General features: G+C 41.7%; 10 protein-coding genes. All 10 read left to right on the top strand.

The window, feature by feature from the left end; all coding sequences use genetic code 11:
* Window positions 1-69: 69 nt before the first annotated feature.
* The 10 genes from L6773_RS09115 to L6773_RS09070 all read left to right on the top strand — a co-directional run bounded on the left by L6773_RS09115 (window position 70) and on the right by L6773_RS09070 (window position 20133).
* Window positions 70-3513, top strand: coding sequence for a CRTAC1 family protein (locus L6773_RS09115; protein WP_237853617.1), 3444 nt, complete (start codon window positions 70-72; stop codon window positions 3511-3513).
* A gap of 57 nt (window positions 3514-3570) precedes the next feature.
* Window positions 3571-5379 (top strand): CRTAC1 family protein, encoded by a 1809-nt coding sequence (locus L6773_RS09110; RefSeq protein ID WP_237853615.1) that lies wholly within the window; start codon window positions 3571-3573, stop codon window positions 5377-5379.
* Entirely contained in the window at window positions 5376-6218 is an 843-nt protein-coding gene (locus L6773_RS09105) for an RnfABCDGE type electron transport complex subunit D (protein WP_237853613.1), read from the top strand. The genes L6773_RS09110 and L6773_RS09105 overlap by 4 nt, the downstream gene beginning before the upstream one ends.
* 648 nt (window positions 6219-6866) lie before the next feature.
* Entirely contained in the window at window positions 6867-9854 is a 2988-nt protein-coding gene (locus tag L6773_RS09100; RefSeq protein ID WP_237853612.1) for a SusC/RagA family TonB-linked outer membrane protein, read from the top strand.
* A 100-nt stretch (window positions 9855-9954) separates the two neighbouring features.
* The gene (locus L6773_RS09095; RefSeq protein WP_237853610.1) at window positions 9955-11547 is read left to right on the top strand and encodes a RagB/SusD family nutrient uptake outer membrane protein; all 1593 of its coding nucleotides are present in this window, start codon (window positions 9955-9957) and stop codon (window positions 11545-11547) included.
* A 387-nt stretch (window positions 11548-11934) separates the two neighbouring features.
* Window positions 11935-15327 (top strand): VCBS repeat-containing protein, encoded by a 3393-nt coding sequence (locus tag L6773_RS09090; protein WP_237853601.1) that lies wholly within the window; start codon window positions 11935-11937, stop codon window positions 15325-15327.
* 206 nt (window positions 15328-15533) lie between these two features.
* Window positions 15534-16922: a Gfo/Idh/MocA family protein gene (locus tag L6773_RS09085; protein WP_237853599.1), complete on the top strand. Its 1389-nt coding sequence runs from the start codon at window positions 15534-15536 to the stop codon at window positions 16920-16922.
* Window positions 16923-16934: 12 nt separating this feature from the next.
* Window positions 16935-17669: a 3-keto-disaccharide hydrolase gene (locus L6773_RS09080; RefSeq protein ID WP_237853597.1), complete on the top strand. Its 735-nt coding sequence runs from the start codon at window positions 16935-16937 to the stop codon at window positions 17667-17669.
* A 52-nt stretch (window positions 17670-17721) separates the two neighbouring features.
* Window positions 17722-18585, top strand: coding sequence for a PIG-L deacetylase family protein (locus tag L6773_RS09075; protein ID WP_237853596.1), 864 nt, complete (start codon window positions 17722-17724; stop codon window positions 18583-18585).
* 147 nt (window positions 18586-18732) lie between these two features.
* Window positions 18733-20133 carry a Gfo/Idh/MocA family protein gene (locus tag L6773_RS09070; RefSeq protein WP_237853594.1) on the top strand — a complete coding sequence of 467 codons (1401 nt, stop codon included), beginning with the start codon at window positions 18733-18735 and terminating at the stop codon, window positions 20131-20133.

The following is a 20133-nucleotide window of genomic DNA, read 5'->3' as shown; positions in this document are numbered from 1 at the left end:
AATCGTTTTATCTGTCAGAATTGTATTTTATGAACCGTCCATATTGACAAATCTCATATTTTTTCACACATGTCTACAATAATCAACAGAACTCATCGGATCTTGATCTTAGGATTCCTGCTGATCATCACATGCATTTCTTGCGGAGAATCTGGAGAAAGTACTGAAGACTCCTCGGAACCCGAAGCAACCTACGATCAGGCTGTGGCTGATTTTTATATGAGCCTGGGTGCGAGTGAAACCGATCAAACTCGCTTTGCATTCAATAAAATGAATGAAGTAGCCCAGGCATTTCCGGAAGAAACAGCAGCGTGGGCAAATCTTGCAGTTTTTGCGATGCGCCAGGGAAATTTTACACTTGCCAATGAGCGAATCGGGCAGGCACTCGAACGTAGTCCTGACCACCCTGATGTACTGCATCTAGCAGGATTGATCGCCAGCCGGCAGGGAAATACATCAGATGCGATCGATTACTTTAACCAGGCTTCACAAGTTTCCGACAATCCTCGAATTCTGTATGCACTTGCACAGGAACTGGAGCGTGAAGACCCTGACACAAACTCGGAGGAGATTAAAGGTACTCTACGCTCCCTGCTTGAAAATGATGAGAACAATCAAGTTGTATTGTTAGAATTGGCCCGAATTGCTATCCGGGAGGAGAATGCAGAACAAGCCGAGGTGTATTTAAACCAATTAGAAGAACTTTCAGATAGCTGGGAAACACAAAATAGAGAACAGTTGAACCTTGTTTTTGAATTGCTACAAGAGCAAAATTTTTCGGATCTGTCTCTTGAGCTTTCTTTTCTTAGAAGCGGCTTAGAATCACAGCCTCGCTTCCAGGCCGATCTGTCTCAGGTGCGGCTTTCACCGACAGAAGTGGGTTTTTTAATCACGGAGTTTATCAATTTAGAACAGCCGGAGGTACAAGCCGCTGAACCTGATTTGGAGATGCAACTAACACGTCAATCTCTTGATCTGCAAGCATCAGAAGCTGTTTGGGTAAAGGGGGTTACACTGTCAAGCGAATCGCCACCATTTCCAATTTCAGTTGCAGACGGTTCGGTATTAATCGACGAACAGCTTGATCTGGAATTTCCCGGAGACACCGGTTCAAAATTATCAAAAAATGCCATTACAGAGATCGATTTTAATTATGATTTCAGAAATGATCTGGCCGTTGCCGGTTCGGATGGATTCAGGCTTTATCAATTGAATGAAGATCAGACCTTCACAGATGTAACAGCAGACCTTGGATTAAATGCCGGAATTTTGAATGGAAGTTACTCGGGAGTTTGGGCTTTTGATGTAGAGATGGACGGCGATCTGGATCTGCTTCTTTCCTTCACAAGCGGATCATCGTTTGTTCTTCAAAATAATGGTGATGGCAGTTTTACTCAAACAACACCATTCAATCAAAATCAAACGATTAAAGAGTTTTTATGGGCCGATTTGGATGGAGAAGGCACCCCCGAAGCGACTGTACTTACAGAAACCGGGTCTGTAATTATTTATCGAAACCTGCGGGGTGGAGAATTCGGCCAAGGTGTACAGATGGCCGAGGATCAAACGGCCATTGCTGTTTCCGATATGGATGCAAATGCGCAATTTGAGATTATTTCTGTTGATGAAAGCGGACTATTTACCAGCCATAACTATTCATTTGATACAGGAGAATGGCAAACCTCCGATTATTTTGACAGTGATGTAACGGGTCTTACATCTCCCTATCTATTTACTGCGGATCTTGACAACAACGGTTCAATTGACCTGGTACTTTCAACAGATGAACAGACCCATGTTTGGCTGGGCGATGAGCAAAGAAATCCTGTAAAATTAGATAGCACATATCCGGGTAAAATCTATTCTGTATTTGATGTTGAAGGAGATGAAAAACTGGATCTGCTTGGAATTACAGATGATCTGACTCCATTTTACCTGAAGACGGAAACAACGCTGGAATATTTTGCACGATCTATACGTGCCCAGGCGTCAGGTTCAACCGGTGATCAGCGAATTAACTCATTTGGAATTGGGGGAGAGATGGAAATTCGCTCCGGTTTACTTTACCAAAAACAGCTGATCTCTTCACCTATTGTCCATTTTGGTTTGGGTGAATATGAGGAAGCTCAAATGTTACGAATTATCTGGCCAAATGGATCCGTCCAGGCTGAGTTTGCTGAGTTGGGAATGGGTTCAACTATTTTCAATGAGCAGATTTTAAAAGGCTCCTGTCCTTGGCTGTTCTCTCATGATGGTGAAGAGATGCAGTTTGTTACAGATATTTTATGGCGTTCACCTCTGGGACTTCGCATCAACGCACAGGAGACAGCAGGTGTTGCTCAAACTCTGGATCGAGTGAAAATACCCTCAGAGATGATTGAAGCAGAAGATGGTGTTTATAAACTTAGTATTACGGCAGAGCTTTGGGAATCACACTTCTTTGATCATGTTCAACTGGTGGCAGTAGATCATCCCGAGAACACCGAAATTTTTGTTGATGAACGGTTTGCATTTCCGGTTCCTGATCTCTCTACAAAGTTGATGAGCAATCTTAAGCAAGTCGAAAATGTTGTGGATGAAAACGGGAACAATTTAACGACACAAGTTTCCGAAGTGGATAAAAAATATATTCAACCTTTCGAGAAAACGAAATACCAGGGATTAGCGAAGGAACACTCTATCGAAATTTCTTTGAAAGATGATGAATCTGATCTGTTGGTTCTCAATGGCTGGTTACGGCCAACGGATAGTTCGATCAATTTGGCATTGAGCCAGGGCAGCATTCAAGCTCCTAAAGGTTTAAGGGTCGAGTATAAAAATGAATCTGGAAGCTGGGATTTACTTCACGAGAATTTTGGATTCCCTGCGGGTAAGACGAAAACAATATTGCTTGATCTTGAGGGGATTTTTTCAAATCAAACCGATCGTACAGTCCGTTTAACCACAACGACTGAAACCTATTGGGATGGAATTTTCCAGGCCCAAAAACTGGATCAATCTAAAATGGAAGAAACAACTCTTGAGCCTCTAAAAATGGATCTTCAATACAGGGGTTTTTCAGAATGGTCGCGTGCGGATTCAACTTCCCCAATGTTAGCTAATTACAACGAAATTTCGAGTACGGCTCAACGTTGGAGAGACCTGGAAGGTTTTCATACACGATTTGGTGATGTAAGTGAATTGCTTGCCGAGGTGGATGATCGTTATGTCATCATGAATGCCGGTGACGAAATTGAACTTGAATTTAAAGCGTTGGAATCACCCCGTAATGGTTACAAACGAAGTTACGTGTTTATATCCGACGGCTGGGAAAAAGACGGTGATTACAATACTGAAGCATCGGCAACAGTTTTGCCATTGCCATACCATGGACAAAAAGATTATGAATATGGCGGAAATACAATCCTTTGGAATGATCCCGTTTTTCAAAAACACAAAGAAGATTGGGTGAATTATCACACACGCTATATTACTCCACGCTCGTTTCGGTCTGCACTGCTGTTTGATGAGTAGAGGAAGTTGAAGGTGCAAATTTTTATATTGTATTGATGTTTCAATAAATCAGTTGGTATGAAGAAAGAACACGTTAAGAAATCGGTAGTAATACTGATATTTCTCATTCTCGTTTCGATTCCGTTTGGAATGAAAAAGTACGAGGAGTTTGTGAACTCAGATAAGCTCGAAAACAGGTCTGAAATTATTGAGAGATACGGATTCTTCCTGGAGGATGTGACGGACAATATGGGTGTGGATTTTGTTCACAGGCGCCCGGTTGTAGACGAAAAACTCGATCATATTTCACCTCAAATAGCTTCAGTGGGCGCTTCGGCTTCAGTTGTAGACTTCAATGAAGACGGACTTCAGGATTTCTACCTCACAAATAGCGAGTTTGGTTCAAATAATGCCCTTTACAAAAATTTTGGGAACGGCACTTTCATTGATGTAGCTGCTGATCTCGGAATCGCAGATTTAAATAGACGGGAAGATGGAGCTTCTATGGGTGCCATATGGGCTGATTATAACAACGATGGGTATGAGGACCTCTTTATCTACAGATGGGGTAAACCTTCTCTCTTTCAAAATAATGGGGGTGAAACCTTTACTGAGGTAGAAAATGCAGGCTTTCCTGACCATGTGAATGCAAATACAGCCACCTGGCTCGATTATAATAATGATGGTTTACTGGATATTTTCCTGGGGGGATATTTCAAGGAGGATGTAAATCTTTTCGATCTCGAGAGTACACAGATGATGCCCGATAGTTACGAGTATGCCACGAATGGCGGACTCAATTACCTTTATGAAAACCAGGGAGATGGTACATTTGTAGATGTAGCCGAAGAAGTTGGCTTGCAGGAAACTCGCCGATGGACGTTAGCCTCTTCAATAACGGATATAAATGATTCAGGGTACCCCGATCTTGTATTAGCGAATGATTATGGGGTAGATGAGATCTATATCAACAATTATGGTGAAAGTTTTACGAATGTAGGGGAAGCTTCAGGGGTTGGTTTTACCCCGAAAAGTGGTATGAGTGTCTCATTTGGAGATGTTCTGAACCAGGGAAAACAGGCTATTTATATCACGAATATTTCTGAGGCCGGTGTATTGATGCAGGGTAATAATTTGTGGGTTCCTGAAAATGATGTAGAGTCAACAGAAACCCCATCATATAGAAATTTGGCCGGAAATTTAGGAGTAGAAATTGGCCAGTGGGGATACAGCGGTCAGTTCTTAGATTTTAATAGCGATGGAAACCTGGACCTTTATGTAGCAAACGGATACGTCTCTGCCGAACCGGATACGGATTACTGGTACGACTACGCAAAAGTGGTCGGCGGAAACCGGTCGATAATTATTGATGCCAATAACTGGCCGGATATGGAAAACAGAACATTTTCGGGCTACCAGGCTAATAAATTATGGTTGAACGATGGTGCCGGTCGATTCCGTGAAGTTGGGAATAATGTTGGAGGTGCCCTCGAATTGGATAGCCGTTCAGTAGCATATGCCAACCTCTTTGGAGACGGCTCTCTTGATCTGATTGTAGCAAATCAACACCAAGAGGTAAAAATATTTAGAAACTATGTTGACCCCGATCATAATTGGGTTAGTTTTGACCTTGAAGGTACGATAAGTAACCGAAGTGCGGTTGGTGCAACTGTTATACTTCACTGGGATGATAAACAAACCCGAAGAAGTGTAACGGCAGGTGAAGCGTTTAGCTCTCAAAGTCAGCGTCCTGTCTTCTTTGGACTCGGTGAAGTAAACCAAGTTGAAAAAGTAGAAATTCGATGGCCGTCCGGAAAGGTTCAGGTTATCGAGGGGCCAGAAGTAAACCAGAAACATTTTATTAAAGAACCATCGGAAACAAATTGAGCTCCATCGAAGTATCACAGCCTTTAGAGGCGTTAAAAAAGATCAAAATTCCCCCCGGTTTTATAGGGCCTCTCTTAATTACGGCCATAGTCATTGCTGCGCATGTTTCGTTTGGAGTACTGGATGGGTGGGAAAAATTTGCGGCAGCACTCTTGGCAGCAGTTGTCACGGAATCGGCACTTCATAAAATAGTAGTGGGGGAGTGGCGAAATCTTTCAAGCGCATATATTTCCGGTAATAGTGCGGGAATACTCGTCCGATCTCCATTTTTATGGCCGTTCGCTTTATGTGCAGCCATCTCTATTGCATCAAAATATGTCTTTCGTTTTCGCGGATCGCATATCTGGAATCCAACCAATTTCGGGATCGTAATTATGCTGTTGATTGCCTCCGACAGCATGGCTGTGCTGAGTATTCAGTGGGGGAACAATATGTGGGCGATGATAGCGATATGGATTGTTGGTCTCGCGGTTATTTCTAAAGTGAACCTTGCTAACATCTGTATCACATATGTTGCCTCATTTATCGGCTTTGCCTGGATTCGAAGTATGATTACAGGCGATCTCTTTCTTGCTGAAATTGCACCTCTCACCGGTCCAATGTATCAACTCTTTGTACTATTTATGATCACAGATCCTAAAACCACCTTAAAGTCAAAAACCGGCCAGAATATCGTTGCATTTCTTATCGCTTTTGTTGAATTCTTTTTCCGCTTAGGCGAGGCTGTTTACGCACCATTCTATGCGCTTTTTATTGTTGGACCGATAGCAATTATCGGAACAACTCTTTGGAAGGAATGGAAAGAAGGTAAGGAAGAAAACAGGCCTGAATCTGTCTGATATAAATTAGCCACTCTCAGTTTAAACGGTTCGAATAAAAAAAATTTATTCAAGAGTTCTATTCTCAATGAATGTTTATCATTGTTGAAATTTTCAACAATAATATTTCATATAAAAATGTATTTTTATCTACTCTTATTTCTCTTTTAGTATTCTGAAAAAATTAAGTATTCAATTATACATCTATAAGGCTTTGATTTTATTTAAATTATAAAATGTTACTATTTACATATATAATAAATCAATCATGAATCGTTCAATTGTTTTACCTGAAAATAATTCACTTTAATAGCGCACTTCTCCTATTCTGCTATCTCCCTTACCAAAACATTCTCTTACTAAGATCTGAATTTTTATTTTTGGAAGGGCTTTTTTTAAATTAGATAACTATTCAAATGGTACGAATGATTGTTAGGATTCATGTTATGCACAGGAGAAAAAGCTATTCAAATTATACTCTCTGCCACATGTATCTTCTGCAAACATTCAATTCTCTTAAATAAATAAAAACAATAATATAACTTGTTAGATATGAATGGTATTAAGCTACGAATACCTATTCTTTCCAAATCTAATAAGCTGATTTCAACCATAACAGACTTCAATTTCAAAGAGCTTTCAAAGTTTGTTTTACAAGCTTGCTTCTCTTTGCTCTTAGTTATTGGATTTAGTGCTAATCAACTATCAGCTCAGGAAAGAGTAGAAATAACAGGAACAGTAATTGATGCAAATGATGGCAGTCCACTTCCGGGTGCCAGCATTATTGTCCAGGGATCTGATGAGGCTACCGGGTCTACAATCGGAACTACCACCGATATAGATGGTGCTTTTTCTCTAATGATACCTGAAAATTTAAATACATTGGCTGTATCCTTTGTTGGGTATATTTCCCAACAGGTTGCGATTGATGGTCGTACAGAGATAAATATTGAATTGCAACCTGATGTCAGAACACTCGATGATATAGTTGTTGTGGGATACGGTACCCAGGAACGTCAACAGATTACAGGGTCTGTTTCCAGTGTTAACGCTGATGAATTTGTAAAAGGAAGTGTTAATAATGCTTCTGAACTTATTCAGGGTAAAGTACCCGGTCTTGTGATATCTTCAGCCGGCGGAGGTGACCCAAACAGTAATCCTACTATTCGTTTACGTGGGATTTCTTCATTTGGATCTACCCAGGATCCGTTGGTCGTTATTGACGGTGTTATCGGCGGTAATCTTAACAATATTGACCCTAACGACATTGAATCAATTGATGTCTTGAAGGATGCTTCTGCAGCCGCCATTTATGGAACCAGGGCTTCTGCCGGTGTTATCGTAGTAACCACAAAATCCGGGCAATTGGGCCAGGAACAGATCTCCATAAGTTATAATGGCTATGGAGCACTGGAGAGTATTGAACGCCAAAATGATGTATTAAACGTTAATGAATACAACGAACTGGCGGAGCTTATGGGCATAGATGCACCTTCGTTTAACAGTAATACAGACTGGTTTGATGAAATTACACAAGATGCATACAGCCATGTGCATAATTTGGCATTTTCAGGGGGAACACAAAACAGTTTCTACCGAGTCTCCACAAATTTTCGTGACAGGGAAGGTATACAGAGACAAACAGGCTTTGAGCAACTTAACGGCCGTGTCAATCTGACTCAATATGCCTTCGACCAAAAACTGAAGTTTGATCTTAACATCGGTATCACCAGCAGGAAAGAAGACGAGGGGTTTCCGCAGGCCTTCCGTTATGCCCAAACCTTCAACCCGACTGCTCCTGTTAAAGTTGATAGTTTTGCAACAGTAGGTAACTATTTTGAACTGCCGCTGTTCGACTATTTCAACCCTGTTGCTATTATTAACACACAAGAGCAAGAAGAAGAGGAACAAATCTTTACCGGGTCACTGCGCGGAGAGTACGAATTCAGTGATCTCATACCGGGGCTCAGGGCTTCAGTATTTTACTCTCTGGAGAATCACAGAGAAATTTTCAGGGGATTTGCCTCCACAGAAAGTAAGCAGGGAGGCGGTGCAACTACTACTGCTTTTGGAACCGGTAATGCCTATCAGAATACGAATGATTTTCAAGAGCAGTTGTTTGAATCGACCCTGAACTATACAACTAATGTTCAGGATCTGGACATTGAAGCACTGGCAGGATACTCCTACACCGATATTGTTGAGGAAGGAAACAACATTTCTGGTGGTGATTTTGTAACTGATGCTGTTGGCTGGAACAACCTGGCTTATGCCCAGGATTTTAACCAGGGAGAAGGTAATATCGGCAGTTATCAAAATATTCATAAAGTTATTGGCACCTTCGGTCGCGTAAACCTAAACTGGGGCAATACTTATTTTGCGAATGCCAGTTACCGACGAGAAGCTTCCTCATGGTTCGGTGAAGATAATAAATGGGGTAATTTTTGGTCTGTTGGAGGTGGTGTAGATCTTACAGGTCTGTTGAATCTTGCCTTTTTTGACCAACTTAAATTACGCGGTAGTTACGGTGTTTCAGGACAAGATGCTCCTTTCAGCGGTATCTCAAGACAGCGTTTTAATCCTGTAGGTAACTTCTTTGCAAATGGAAACTTCATTCAAAGCTTTGGCCCTATCAGTAATCCCAATCCGGATCTGAAATGGGAGGAGCGTAAAGAGCTGAATGTAGGAGTCGATTTTGAAATGCTGGAGTCGCGTCTGAGCGGTAGCGCTGAATACTACAACAGAGTTACTGATGACTTACTCTTTCTTGTTTCGGTACCCGTACCGCCCAACCTTTTTCCACAGACATGGGATAACATTGGAGAGCTGCAAAGCAGTGGTGTTGAAGTTGCCCTGAACTATAATGTGGTACAAAATACTGACCTGAACTGGAGTACGGGAGGAACTTTCACCTGGATGAGCCCGAATATCCTGAACGAGTATATTGCAGATGAAACCCAGTTTATCTCAAATGCCGGTTCACCCGGTTTGAATGCCACCCCACTGATTAAAGTGGAAGAGGGTGAGCCAATCGGTGAAATATTCGGTAAACGATTTGCCGAGATTAGCCCGGATGGCAATTGGCTTTTCTTTGACCAGGACGGCAATAAAGTAACAGCCGATGAGATTACGCTTGATGATCAGCAAGTACTGGGTAACGGTCTTCCCGACTTTCAAATCGGTTGGACGAATAACATCAGCTATAAAAACTGGGACGCCACACTTTTTTTCCAGGGTGTGTTTGGACATCAACTGGTTAATACGTTTCGTCTCTTCTATGAGACTCCGAACCAGATCTCTTCCTACAATGTCCTTGACTCTGCATACGATTGGGTAAACCGAGGTGAGGAGAATCGCACTCTTCGCGAGTCACCACAGTTCTCTGATGTCTATGTTGAGGACGGTGATTTTGTAAAATTACAAAACATTACGGTGGGTTATACTTTTCCGCTTTCTCAGCTCGAAAGCGTTAGAAGGTTAAGAGTCTACGCATCGGTTAATAATGCGTTTACAATTACCAACTACAAAGGGATCAACCCGGAACCCCGATATGTTGATGTAGCGGATGGTGATAATCCCTTGGCACCAGGTATTGAACGTAGAGATCAGTGGTTTACCAGCAGGACATTCTCACTGGGAATCAATCTTGATTTTTAGAAATAAAATCAGTCAAGGAGAAAAAAATATTATGTTAAAATTACTTTCTTACACATTTAAATTTTGTACGATATTGATACTTGGGATAATGTTGTCCATTGTGTCTTGTTCCGAAGTCACGGATAATGTTACCGACCAGGTAACATCTGATAACTTTTTCCAGACCCCACAGGAGTTTATCTCTGCAATGGGTGATGCATATAACCCGCTTACCGGCTTCGGAGGAAACACCGGATTTAAAAATTCCAACGAAGTTGCTTCTGATGAGGGTGTGTTCCCTCAGCGCGGGCAAGACTGGTTTGACGGGGGTGTTTGGCTACGGCAGCACAGACACACCTGGAGATACGATGAGCCTCATCTGAATGGTGCGTGGCAGCAACTCTTCACCGGAGTGAACAACGCCAATCGGCTCATATTCCAATTTGAACAAGCCATTGCAAGCGGTGGAGCAGACGAAGAGCAGGCAGCAGCCTTTATTTCTGAGCTAAAAATTATGCGCGCTTTTTACTACTACTGGTTATTGGATATGTTTGGTAACGTTCCAATTATCACCAGTTTTGATGACGCTCCTGAAGCCCCCTCGCAACCCAGCGCAGACTTTCAGCAAGGGCGTCAGGCAGTATTTGATTTTGTTGAGCAGGAATTGCTTAATAATATCGATGACGTAAGTACCGATGTACAGAGCACCTATGGCAGAGCTAATAAATGGGTTGCCCACTTTATTCTCGCCAAGTTGTATCTGAATGCAGAAGTATACACCGGGACAGCTCGTTGGAATGATGCACTAACACATCTGAATGCGATCATTGATTCTGGCAATTACAGTTTGGCCGGAAATTTTTATGACAATTTTGTGACGAATAATTCGGGTTCACCTGAATTTATTCTTGCTGTACCGTATGACAAGGTATTCCTGGGAGGTTTTAATTTCCACCAGGCTTCTCTTCACTACGGTATGCAGGGAACGTTTCAGATGGAACAACAACCCTGGAATGGATTCTCCACACAGGCGGAGTTTTACGACTCCTTTATCAACCCGGAGGAGAATCCCGGGCCTCAGGGACCTGTAACGGGTCTTATGGGACAACAGCAACAAGGTACCCAGGATGTTCGACGTAATAGTTTCCTCGCGGGGCCTCAGTTAACTGCCGGCGGTGATCCGGTCACTGATAACGCTGTGTATTCAGAATTTGACGATGATGGACCACAGGTAGTGTTGACTCCGACAATTAATGAATTGGAGCCAAATGCATGCCGACAATGTGGTGCCCGTATTGGTAAGTGGGAAATCGAGCTTGGAGCTACTGCTAGTCTTAGTAACGACTATGCCATTTTCCGTTATGCTGATGTACTTCTGATGAAAGCAGAGGCTCTGTGGCAATTAAATAACAGTAGCCAGGAAGCGTTAATGTTAGTTAATATGATTAGAAGGCGAGCACAAGTAGATGAATTCAGCCAACTTACTGCAGACAGGTTACTTGCAGAACGTGGTCGTGAGTTTTTCTATGAAATCTTTCGTCGTCAAGATCTTATTCGGTTTGATAGCAAAAGTGGAAATGCTACAAGGTTTAACGATGCATGGTGGGAGAAAGACGCTTCAGAACCCTGGAGAACAGTATTTCCAATCCCACGTAATCAATTAGAAGCCAACCCGAATCTTGTACAACATTCAAACTCGGGTTACCAGGGATAAATGAAATAATAAACCTGTAACTTTTACATTTTCTCTTAAGGAAACATGTCAGTAATGGCATGTTTCCTTTTTTTATGTGAATAGTACTTCAATCACAAAATAATCAACATCCATATATTTACTGATATGACATCTGAGTACTATATATTAAGGTCTTTTCAGCACCTGGGTGATTGAAAATGGGTGGATAAAAATAGATGTAAACAGAAGCAATTCGATCTATAAATCTGATCATTTGAAAGCAAGAATTATGTTTTTAGATTAGTCCTTTCAGAATGAGAATAGTGAACTATGAGATTCATCTCTTTTTTCTTGTGAGTATCCAGAATGATCCTATCTTCTAAAAAAGTAAAAATTAACTCTGTGGAGGTTGATACAGCATAGAGTATGAGATGCAGTAAAGTATATTTTTTGTTGGTGCTCGTTTTGGTTCAGTGTTCAAGTAATGAAACTGAGAATGATGCAAGCTCTCCGCTATTTGAATTAATGGATGCATCTCAAACAAATGTTGATTTTGTGAATGAACTTACTCCTACCGAAGACTTCAACATGTATATATTCCGCAACTTCTATAACGGTGGAGGAGTTGCTGTGGGGGATGTTTCAGGTAATGGACTGCCGGATATTTTATTAACCGGAAATATGACCTCAAACCGACTTTACATCAACCAGGGGGATTTTACATTTGAGGATGTAACAGATCAGGCAGGTTTGAATTCTGATGGTTATTGGTCAACCGGAGCAAGCATGGCCGATGTGAATGGCGACGGGCTATTGGATATTTACGTGACTTTATCAGGGCGCCCAAGTGGAGAGGAAAGACATAACCGACTCTATATTAATAACGGGGACAGGTCTGAAAATAATGATGGTTCCGGTCTTACATTTACAGAATCGGCCGAAGAATACAATCTGATGGACGACGGCCTCTCTACACACGGAGTATTTTTTGATTATAATGGAGATAACCTCCTTGATCTTTACCTGATAAGCAACTCATTTCATGAAGTTGGCGGCTACGAAAATGTTACCGGGGAAGATCGACAAATTCCCGACCCAAGAGGTGCGAGCAAGCTATACCGAAATGATGGTGATACTTTTACAGACGTCACTCAAGAAGCGGGAATATACAGTAGTCTCATTGGTTTTGGATTAAGTACTTCTGTAGGAGACCTCAACCGAGATGGCCTTCCCGATCTTTATGTAGCAAATGATTTTTTTGAACGGGATTATCTCTATATAAACAATGGAGATGGAACATTCACCGAGTCTCTGGAAGAGCAAATTCGAAGTATCAGCTTTAGTTCCATGGGTTCAGACATTGCCGACCTTAATAATGATGGATGGCCGGAAATCTACGTATCCGACATGCTTCCTGCTGAAGAAAATAGGTTAAAATCCAAAATGACAATCGAGTCTTGGGATGAATATCAGAATAATGTTTCGAGAGGTTTTCATCATAAATTTACACGGAATACACTTCAATGGAACAGGGGAGATGGCACATTTTCTGAAATTGGTCGCTACGCAAATGTGTTCGCAACTGACTGGAGTTGGGCCACACTCATAGCTGATTACGATAACAGCGGTCGAAATGACATCTTTGTTGTAAATGGAATTTACAAAGATCTACTGGACCAGGATTATATAGAAACGGTATCAAATCCCCGCGCAATGCGGCAAATGATTCAATCGGGAGAGGAGAATGTAATTTTAAACCTGATGGATCAAATGAGTTCCACACCATTAAGTAATTTTGCCTTTAGAAATGAGGGAGGATTCAGGTTTACAAATCAAACAGAATCCTGGGGATTGGAAGAACCGGGTTTCTCTACCGGAGCTGCCTGGGCCGATTTTGATAACGATGGGGACCTTGACCTGATAACCAATGATGTGAATGGCTCAGCAAAAATCTACAGAAACCGCTCTGAAGAACTTTCACCTGATAAGAACTGGTTAAAAGTACAATTAAAAGGAAAGGGTTCAAATACATATGGAATAGGAGCGCAGCTCCAAGTTTGGGCAGGAGATAAATACTGGTTTCGTGAACATTACCTTCAACGCGGCTTTCAGTCGAGTGTGGAACCCGGATTGCATATTGGGGTAGGTAGAATTTCTAAAATCGATTCTCTGGAGGTTCGCTGGCCAAATGGTTCGATCAGTCGTAGACAAAACATTTCAGTACCTTCAACGATTACTGTTGAACAATCTCAATCTGCTAAAAAAGAGAATAAACGAAAGACTGACCCGGCAATATTTTCTGATTTGTACTCTGTCAAATCAACTGATTATGAAGCTCCACGATTACAAGAAGTAGAGATTGGAGATATCAGCGGCTGGAGACATGAAAAATTTGAATATTCAGATTTTAGTCGTGAGCGACTCATGCCCCATATGCGTTCAACTGAAGGCCCTGCATTTTGTGTTGGAGATATCAATGGGGATGAGCGGACTGATATGTATTTCGGTGGTGCCAGAGAACAGGCCGGAGCACTTTGGGTCCAACAAGAAGGCGGTCAGTTTAATATACATCAATCCGGTTTATTTGAGTCAGATGCCATCAGCGAAGACATTGATTGTGCTTTTTTTGATGCTACAGGAAATGGTTTAGATGACCTTTATGTGGTAAGTGGAGGAAATTCATTTTCATCCGGTTCATCAGCACTCTCAGATCGGTTTTACAGGAATGATGGTAATGGCCGTTTTCAAAAGTCATCACAAATACTCCCAACCACCCGTGGTTTTGAGCCGGGTTCTGTTGTGGCTCCCTATGATTTTACAGGAGATGGAATTCTTGATCTGTTTGTTGGAATACGGTTAAAACCTTTTGCTGTGGGTGTTCCTGTTAACGGATATCTGCTTGAGGGTGATGGAGAAGGTCGGTTTACGGATATTACAGATCAATTTGCCCCATTATTACTGGATTTTGGCATGATTACCGATGCTTTATGGGCCGATTTAACAGGGGATGATCAATCGGAATTGATTATAGCCGGTGAGTGGATGCCCATTCGTGTTTTTGAAATAGAGGATGGTCAGTTAGCGGAGGTGACTGAACAGTTTGGATTATCTGAAATTTCCGGCTGGTGGAATACACTTAATGCCGGTGATGTAAATGGTGATGGCAGAGTGGATATCGTAGCCGCTAATCACGGTGCAAATTCTCAGTTTGATCCAGATCCTGATACCCCGGTAAAGATGTTTGTTGGTGATTTCTCAATGAATGGCATGATCGACCGGGTAATTGCCACATCAAAAAATGGAGAGTATTATCCTGTAGCTTTACGGAATGAATTAGTCGAGGTAATTCCATCGTTGGCGGAAAAATATCCTACTTATGCCAGTTATGCCGGAAAATCGGTAAATGAAATATTTTCACCCGAACAACTTGAAAATGCAACAGCTCAAACAGCTGCTATTCTAAAGAGTGCTGTTTTCTTGAATACACCGGACGGAATGAAAATGGAAGAATTGCCGCCGAGAGCCCAATTATCGCCAATGTATGCCATAGAAATTCTTGATTTGGGTCGAGATCAAAAAACTGAAATTATAATGGGGGGGAATCTCTATGATGTTAAACCCCAAATAGGCCCGTATGATGCATCCAGGGGAGTGGTTATCAGTTATAAAAACGGATTTCAGACTTGGCCTGCGTCAAAATCTGGTCTCAATATTACCGGAGAAATCAGGCATATTAAACGAATTGATATTGCAGGTGTCCAACACCTTATCATTGTTCGCTATGATGATACTCCAATTTTATTAAAAGTTGTGGAATAGAATTATTTATTGTTTCATTTTAAAACTTCTACCTTATTTTAGTTGACAGATTGGCTGTTTTTTAAATACAGTAGATCAAAAATCAAAAGACGTAAAAAAATTTTATATGTGGTAACGTTTGCATATAATTTCGATAGATTAAAGTTTCCGTTTGTAAGCGCTTGCAAAACTGAGACCTGCCGTAAAAACCAAAACAAATAGATAAAATGAGTAAAGACTTTTCTCGTAAATCATTTCTTAAAAAATTTGGAGCTACAACTTTAGGTGCCATTGGAATGCCCTACATCATTACCGGAAAGGGAAAAGGAAATGTAGAATACCTGGACTCCAAACTTCAACAAAAGAAGTATGCAGCAAATGATCGAATTAATATCGCCATTATCGGAGCCGGAATCATGGGACAGCAAGATGTTGAGGCTGCTCTTGAAAATGAAGGAGTTCAGTTAGTTGCCGCTTGCGATCTGTACGAAAGCCGTTTGGTAAGATGCCAGGAGCGATGGGGTGAAGAGGTTAATACTACAATGGATTACCGTGAAGTATTAGCCCGGGATGATGTGGACAGTGTTATTATTGCCACACCTGATTTTTGGCATGACACTATTGCCATCGCCGCACTTGAAGCCGGTAAAGCCGTTTATCTTGAGAAACCGATGGTTCAGCATATCGAAGAAGGAGGACCGATTATTGAAGCGGTTGAGCGAACAGGAGGTCTCTTGCAAGTAGGTAGTCAATCTACAAGTTCGGTATTAAATGCCAAGGCTAAAGAGTTAATTGCAGATGGTGCAATTGGTGATCTGAACTTCGTGGAATGTTACTGGGATCGGCAATCTTTTATGGGAGCATGGAATTATCCCATTCCACCGAGTGCCGGGCCAGAGAATATTGATTGGGATAGCTACCTGAAAGATCTGCAAGATGAACCCTATAATGCTGAAAAATTCTTCAGATGGAGAAAATATCAGGATTTTGGAACCGGAGTGGCAGGCGACCTTTTTGTTCACCACTTTTCTGCTCTTCACTTTATCACAAACTCATTAGGACCTGAACGAATTTATGGAACCGGAGGTATTCGTTTTTGGGATGATGGTAGAAATGTCCCGGATGTAATGCTGGCTCTGTTTGATTATCCCGAGACGCAGAATCATCCTGCATTTAATCTTTCACTTCGAGTCAACTTCGCTGATGGTTCCGGAGGAGGGTATTCTACACGATTTGTTGGATCGGATGGGGAATTAGAATTTGGTGATGGGTTAACACTTCGAAGATCGCCCATGGAATCAGTTCCGGGAATGATGATTGAAAATTTTAGTGAAGATATACAGCAAGAGTATATTGAATACCACCAACAAAAATATCCAGATCCCGGGCCTCAGGTTGAAGAACCGAATGAAATGATTTACCAGGTTCGAAATTATGTGAATGGCACAACACTGCATCACAAAACACTCTTTGATGCAATGCGAGGTGAAGGTGAAATTGTGCAGGATGCTACGTTTGGTTTACGGGCTGCTGCACCGGCACTTGCCGCAAATAAAAGCCACTTCGAAGGACAACCGGTTCATTGGGACCCGGAAAACATGCAAATTATTACATAACTATTAGTAACCATGAAATATATTATAACAATAACTGCACTTTTAATGATCATTGGGGCATGCAGTTCTCAATCTAATGAAATGACAGAAACAGAAGAACAAAACACTGAGCAAAATTCAGGTGAATGGATCGTTCTCTTTGACGGGAGTAATACCGATCACTGGAGAAGTTATAATTCAGATTCGTTTCCCGAAGTCGGATGGACAGTACAAGACGATATGCTTGTATTTGAACCTCCCGTTAATGATGGTGCAGAGGGAGGACATAATCTTATCACAAAAGACAAATACACAAATTTTCACCTTCAACTCGATTGGAGAATTGAAGAGGGCAGTAATAGCGGGATATTTTACGGTGTATTAGAACAGGATGGCATTGATATCTACTGGTCAGGCCCGGAATATCAAATTCTTGATCCTGATGTATTTGAGGAAATGAATGAGGATACAAGAAAAAGAGTCTCAGGGGGACTGTATGACCTGGTAGAGCCAAACCCTAAAAACATGAATCCAATCGGGGAATGGAACAATGCAGAGATCATTGTGGATGGATCAACCGTCATTCATCGGTTAAACGGTGAAACAGTTGTAGAAATTGAACGATGGACACCGGAGTGGTTTGAGATGATTCGTAACAGTAAATTTGCCAATCACAACGAATTTGGAAATGTTCGTGAAGGACATATAGGAATCCAGGATCACGGAGGACCCGTAATGATTAGAAATGTTCAAATAAAAGAACTTTAATAATACAGTAACATCTTAACCAACATCACCAATACAAATCAATACGATCACTATGAAACTCAAATTGCTTTTACTTACGGTACTACTTTTACCTTGTATGCTTGTTGCACAACCTGAAACACCTATTGAAGAGTGGACGGGCAAGACCATCCTTTTAGTGGGTGCACATCCAGATGACGACACGATGTCTCACGGTACATTGTCAATGCTGAATGAGAATGGAAATGATGTCTATATCCTGTTGTTAACAACCGGGAATGTAGGTACCGCCGATCCGGATATGACACGTCATCAGCTTGCAAAGATTCGGCGCCAGGAACAGCTAGATGCTATGGAAGAGCTTGGTTTACCGACAGAAAACTATATTAATCTTGGATATAATGACGGTATGGTCGAGTTTGCAGACAGGGAAGAAGTAGTGAAGAGAATTGTGTATCACATTAGAGACCTAAAGCCGGATGTTATGTTTTCATTCGATCCGGGTTGGGGATATCAAACATGGCATAAGGCCGACCATCGCGCGGCAGCATACCTTGCAGCAGATGCCGCAAGAGCAGCGGAATGGCACCTGATTTTTCCCGGTCAAATTATCCAGGATGGTTTAGAAGCTCATAGTATCAATGAGTATGTCTTTTACGACAGTGTTGATGAAGCTGTAAATTATAGAGTCGATATTTCCGATTACGCCGAAAGAAAATGGAATGCAGCCACTAAATATATAAGCCAATTCAATCGTGAAGCATTTAATGACTATAAGGGCCCAAATCCTGAAGATTATACAAATGCTGAGGAATATGTTGAACGAATGAGAATGCGAGTATACGAAAGGGGCGCTGTTGATGGAGTTCCACACGAGTCTTTCCGTTATTACCGGGGTATTCCGGATGGAATGGGCACTCAAAGCAGCCACTATTAAAAATATTTTTACGCCTGTCCGGTGGATATTTTCGCGATTTAGTATTCACCGGCCAGGTTTCTTTTTTATGAAATATTATGAACTATAGTAGGTTCATTAGATAGCATCTTTCTCAACAATAGCAACTCTATTTTAATATTCGATCCTATGAGTAAATCTGACAACAAAGGGCAATCAAGAAAATCATTTTTAAAAAAGGTGGGAGCGGCATCCCTGGGCCTAACCGGTGTTCCTTTTTTAAGTGGCAACGCAAAGGGGAAATCAGAATTTATTGAGTTAAAACCTAAAGAAAGAAAGAGTTATTCAGCCAATGATCAGATCCAACTGGGCTTAATTGGAGCCGGATGGATGGGACAGGTTGATGCTGAGGTTGCAGACAGTGCAGATGGCGCAAAAATTGTAGCAGCTTGTGATCTCTATGATTCCCGAATTGAGCGATGCAGAGAGATCTTCGGGGATGATATTTACACAACGAAAGATTACCGTGAACTTATAAATCGGGATGATATTGATGCAGTGATTGTTGGTACATCAGATCATTGGCACGATACAATTACAATCGATGCCTTAAATGCCGGAAAAGCCGTTTACTGTGAGAAGCCAATGGTTCAGCAGATTGAGGAGGGGCAAGCAGTCATAGAAGCAGAAAAAGAATCAGGTCTTCCGCTAATTGTTGGCAGCCAGGGAACCAGCGGACTTGACCAGCAAAAAGCAATGGAACTCTATAATGAAGGTGCAATTGGTGAGTTAATTTTTGCAGAGGCATATATTGATCGATATTCACAAATGGGTGCCTGGCAATATTCTATTCCACCAAGTGCGTCTCCCGAAAATATTGATTGGGATACCTATTTAAAGGATACCGAGCAACTTCCATTCGATGCAAAGCGATTCTTTCAGTATAGAAACTATAAAGCATACGGCACAGGGATTCCCGGTGATCTGTTTGTGCATTTACTTTCAGAGCTGCATAAAATCACGGGTTCAATTGGGCCAAACAAAATATCCGCTATGGGTGGATTGCGTTACTGGCACGACGGCCGGAATGTACCGGATATCATGCTGGGTATGTTTGAATATCCTGAAACGGAGCAACATCCAGCATTTAACCTTTCACTGAGAAGTAATTTTACAGATGGATCAGGTGGAGGACGACATACTCGTTTAGTTGGATCAGAAGGCGAAATGGTTTTAGCCGGGGATACAGTGATTCTTAGAAAAGGAAGAATGCCGGCCAATCCCGGAATGAGTATCGGCGATTTTGGCGAAGAAGTTCGGGAAGAGTACAAAGCGTATTATGAAGAGAATTTCCCCGAACCGGAACATGAAATTATTAATCCTTCCGAATTTACATATCGCACACCTGAAGGTTTCAATAGTCGGCTACAGCACTTTTTAAATTTTTACGATGCCATTCGTAACGGAACTGAACTACTTCAAGATGGTACGTTTGGATTACGAGCTGCAGCTCCCGCACTTGCATGTAACATCAGTCAGGAAACCGGAGAGGTCGTTCATTGGGATCCAGAAGAGATGAAAGTTTTATAA

This window comes from Rhodohalobacter sulfatireducens, assembly GCF_022012475.1.
Taxonomy (GTDB): Bacteria; Bacteroidota; Rhodothermia; order Balneolales; family Balneolaceae; genus Rhodohalobacter; species Rhodohalobacter sulfatireducens.
This window is presented reverse-complemented; position numbering and strand designations above follow the sequence as displayed.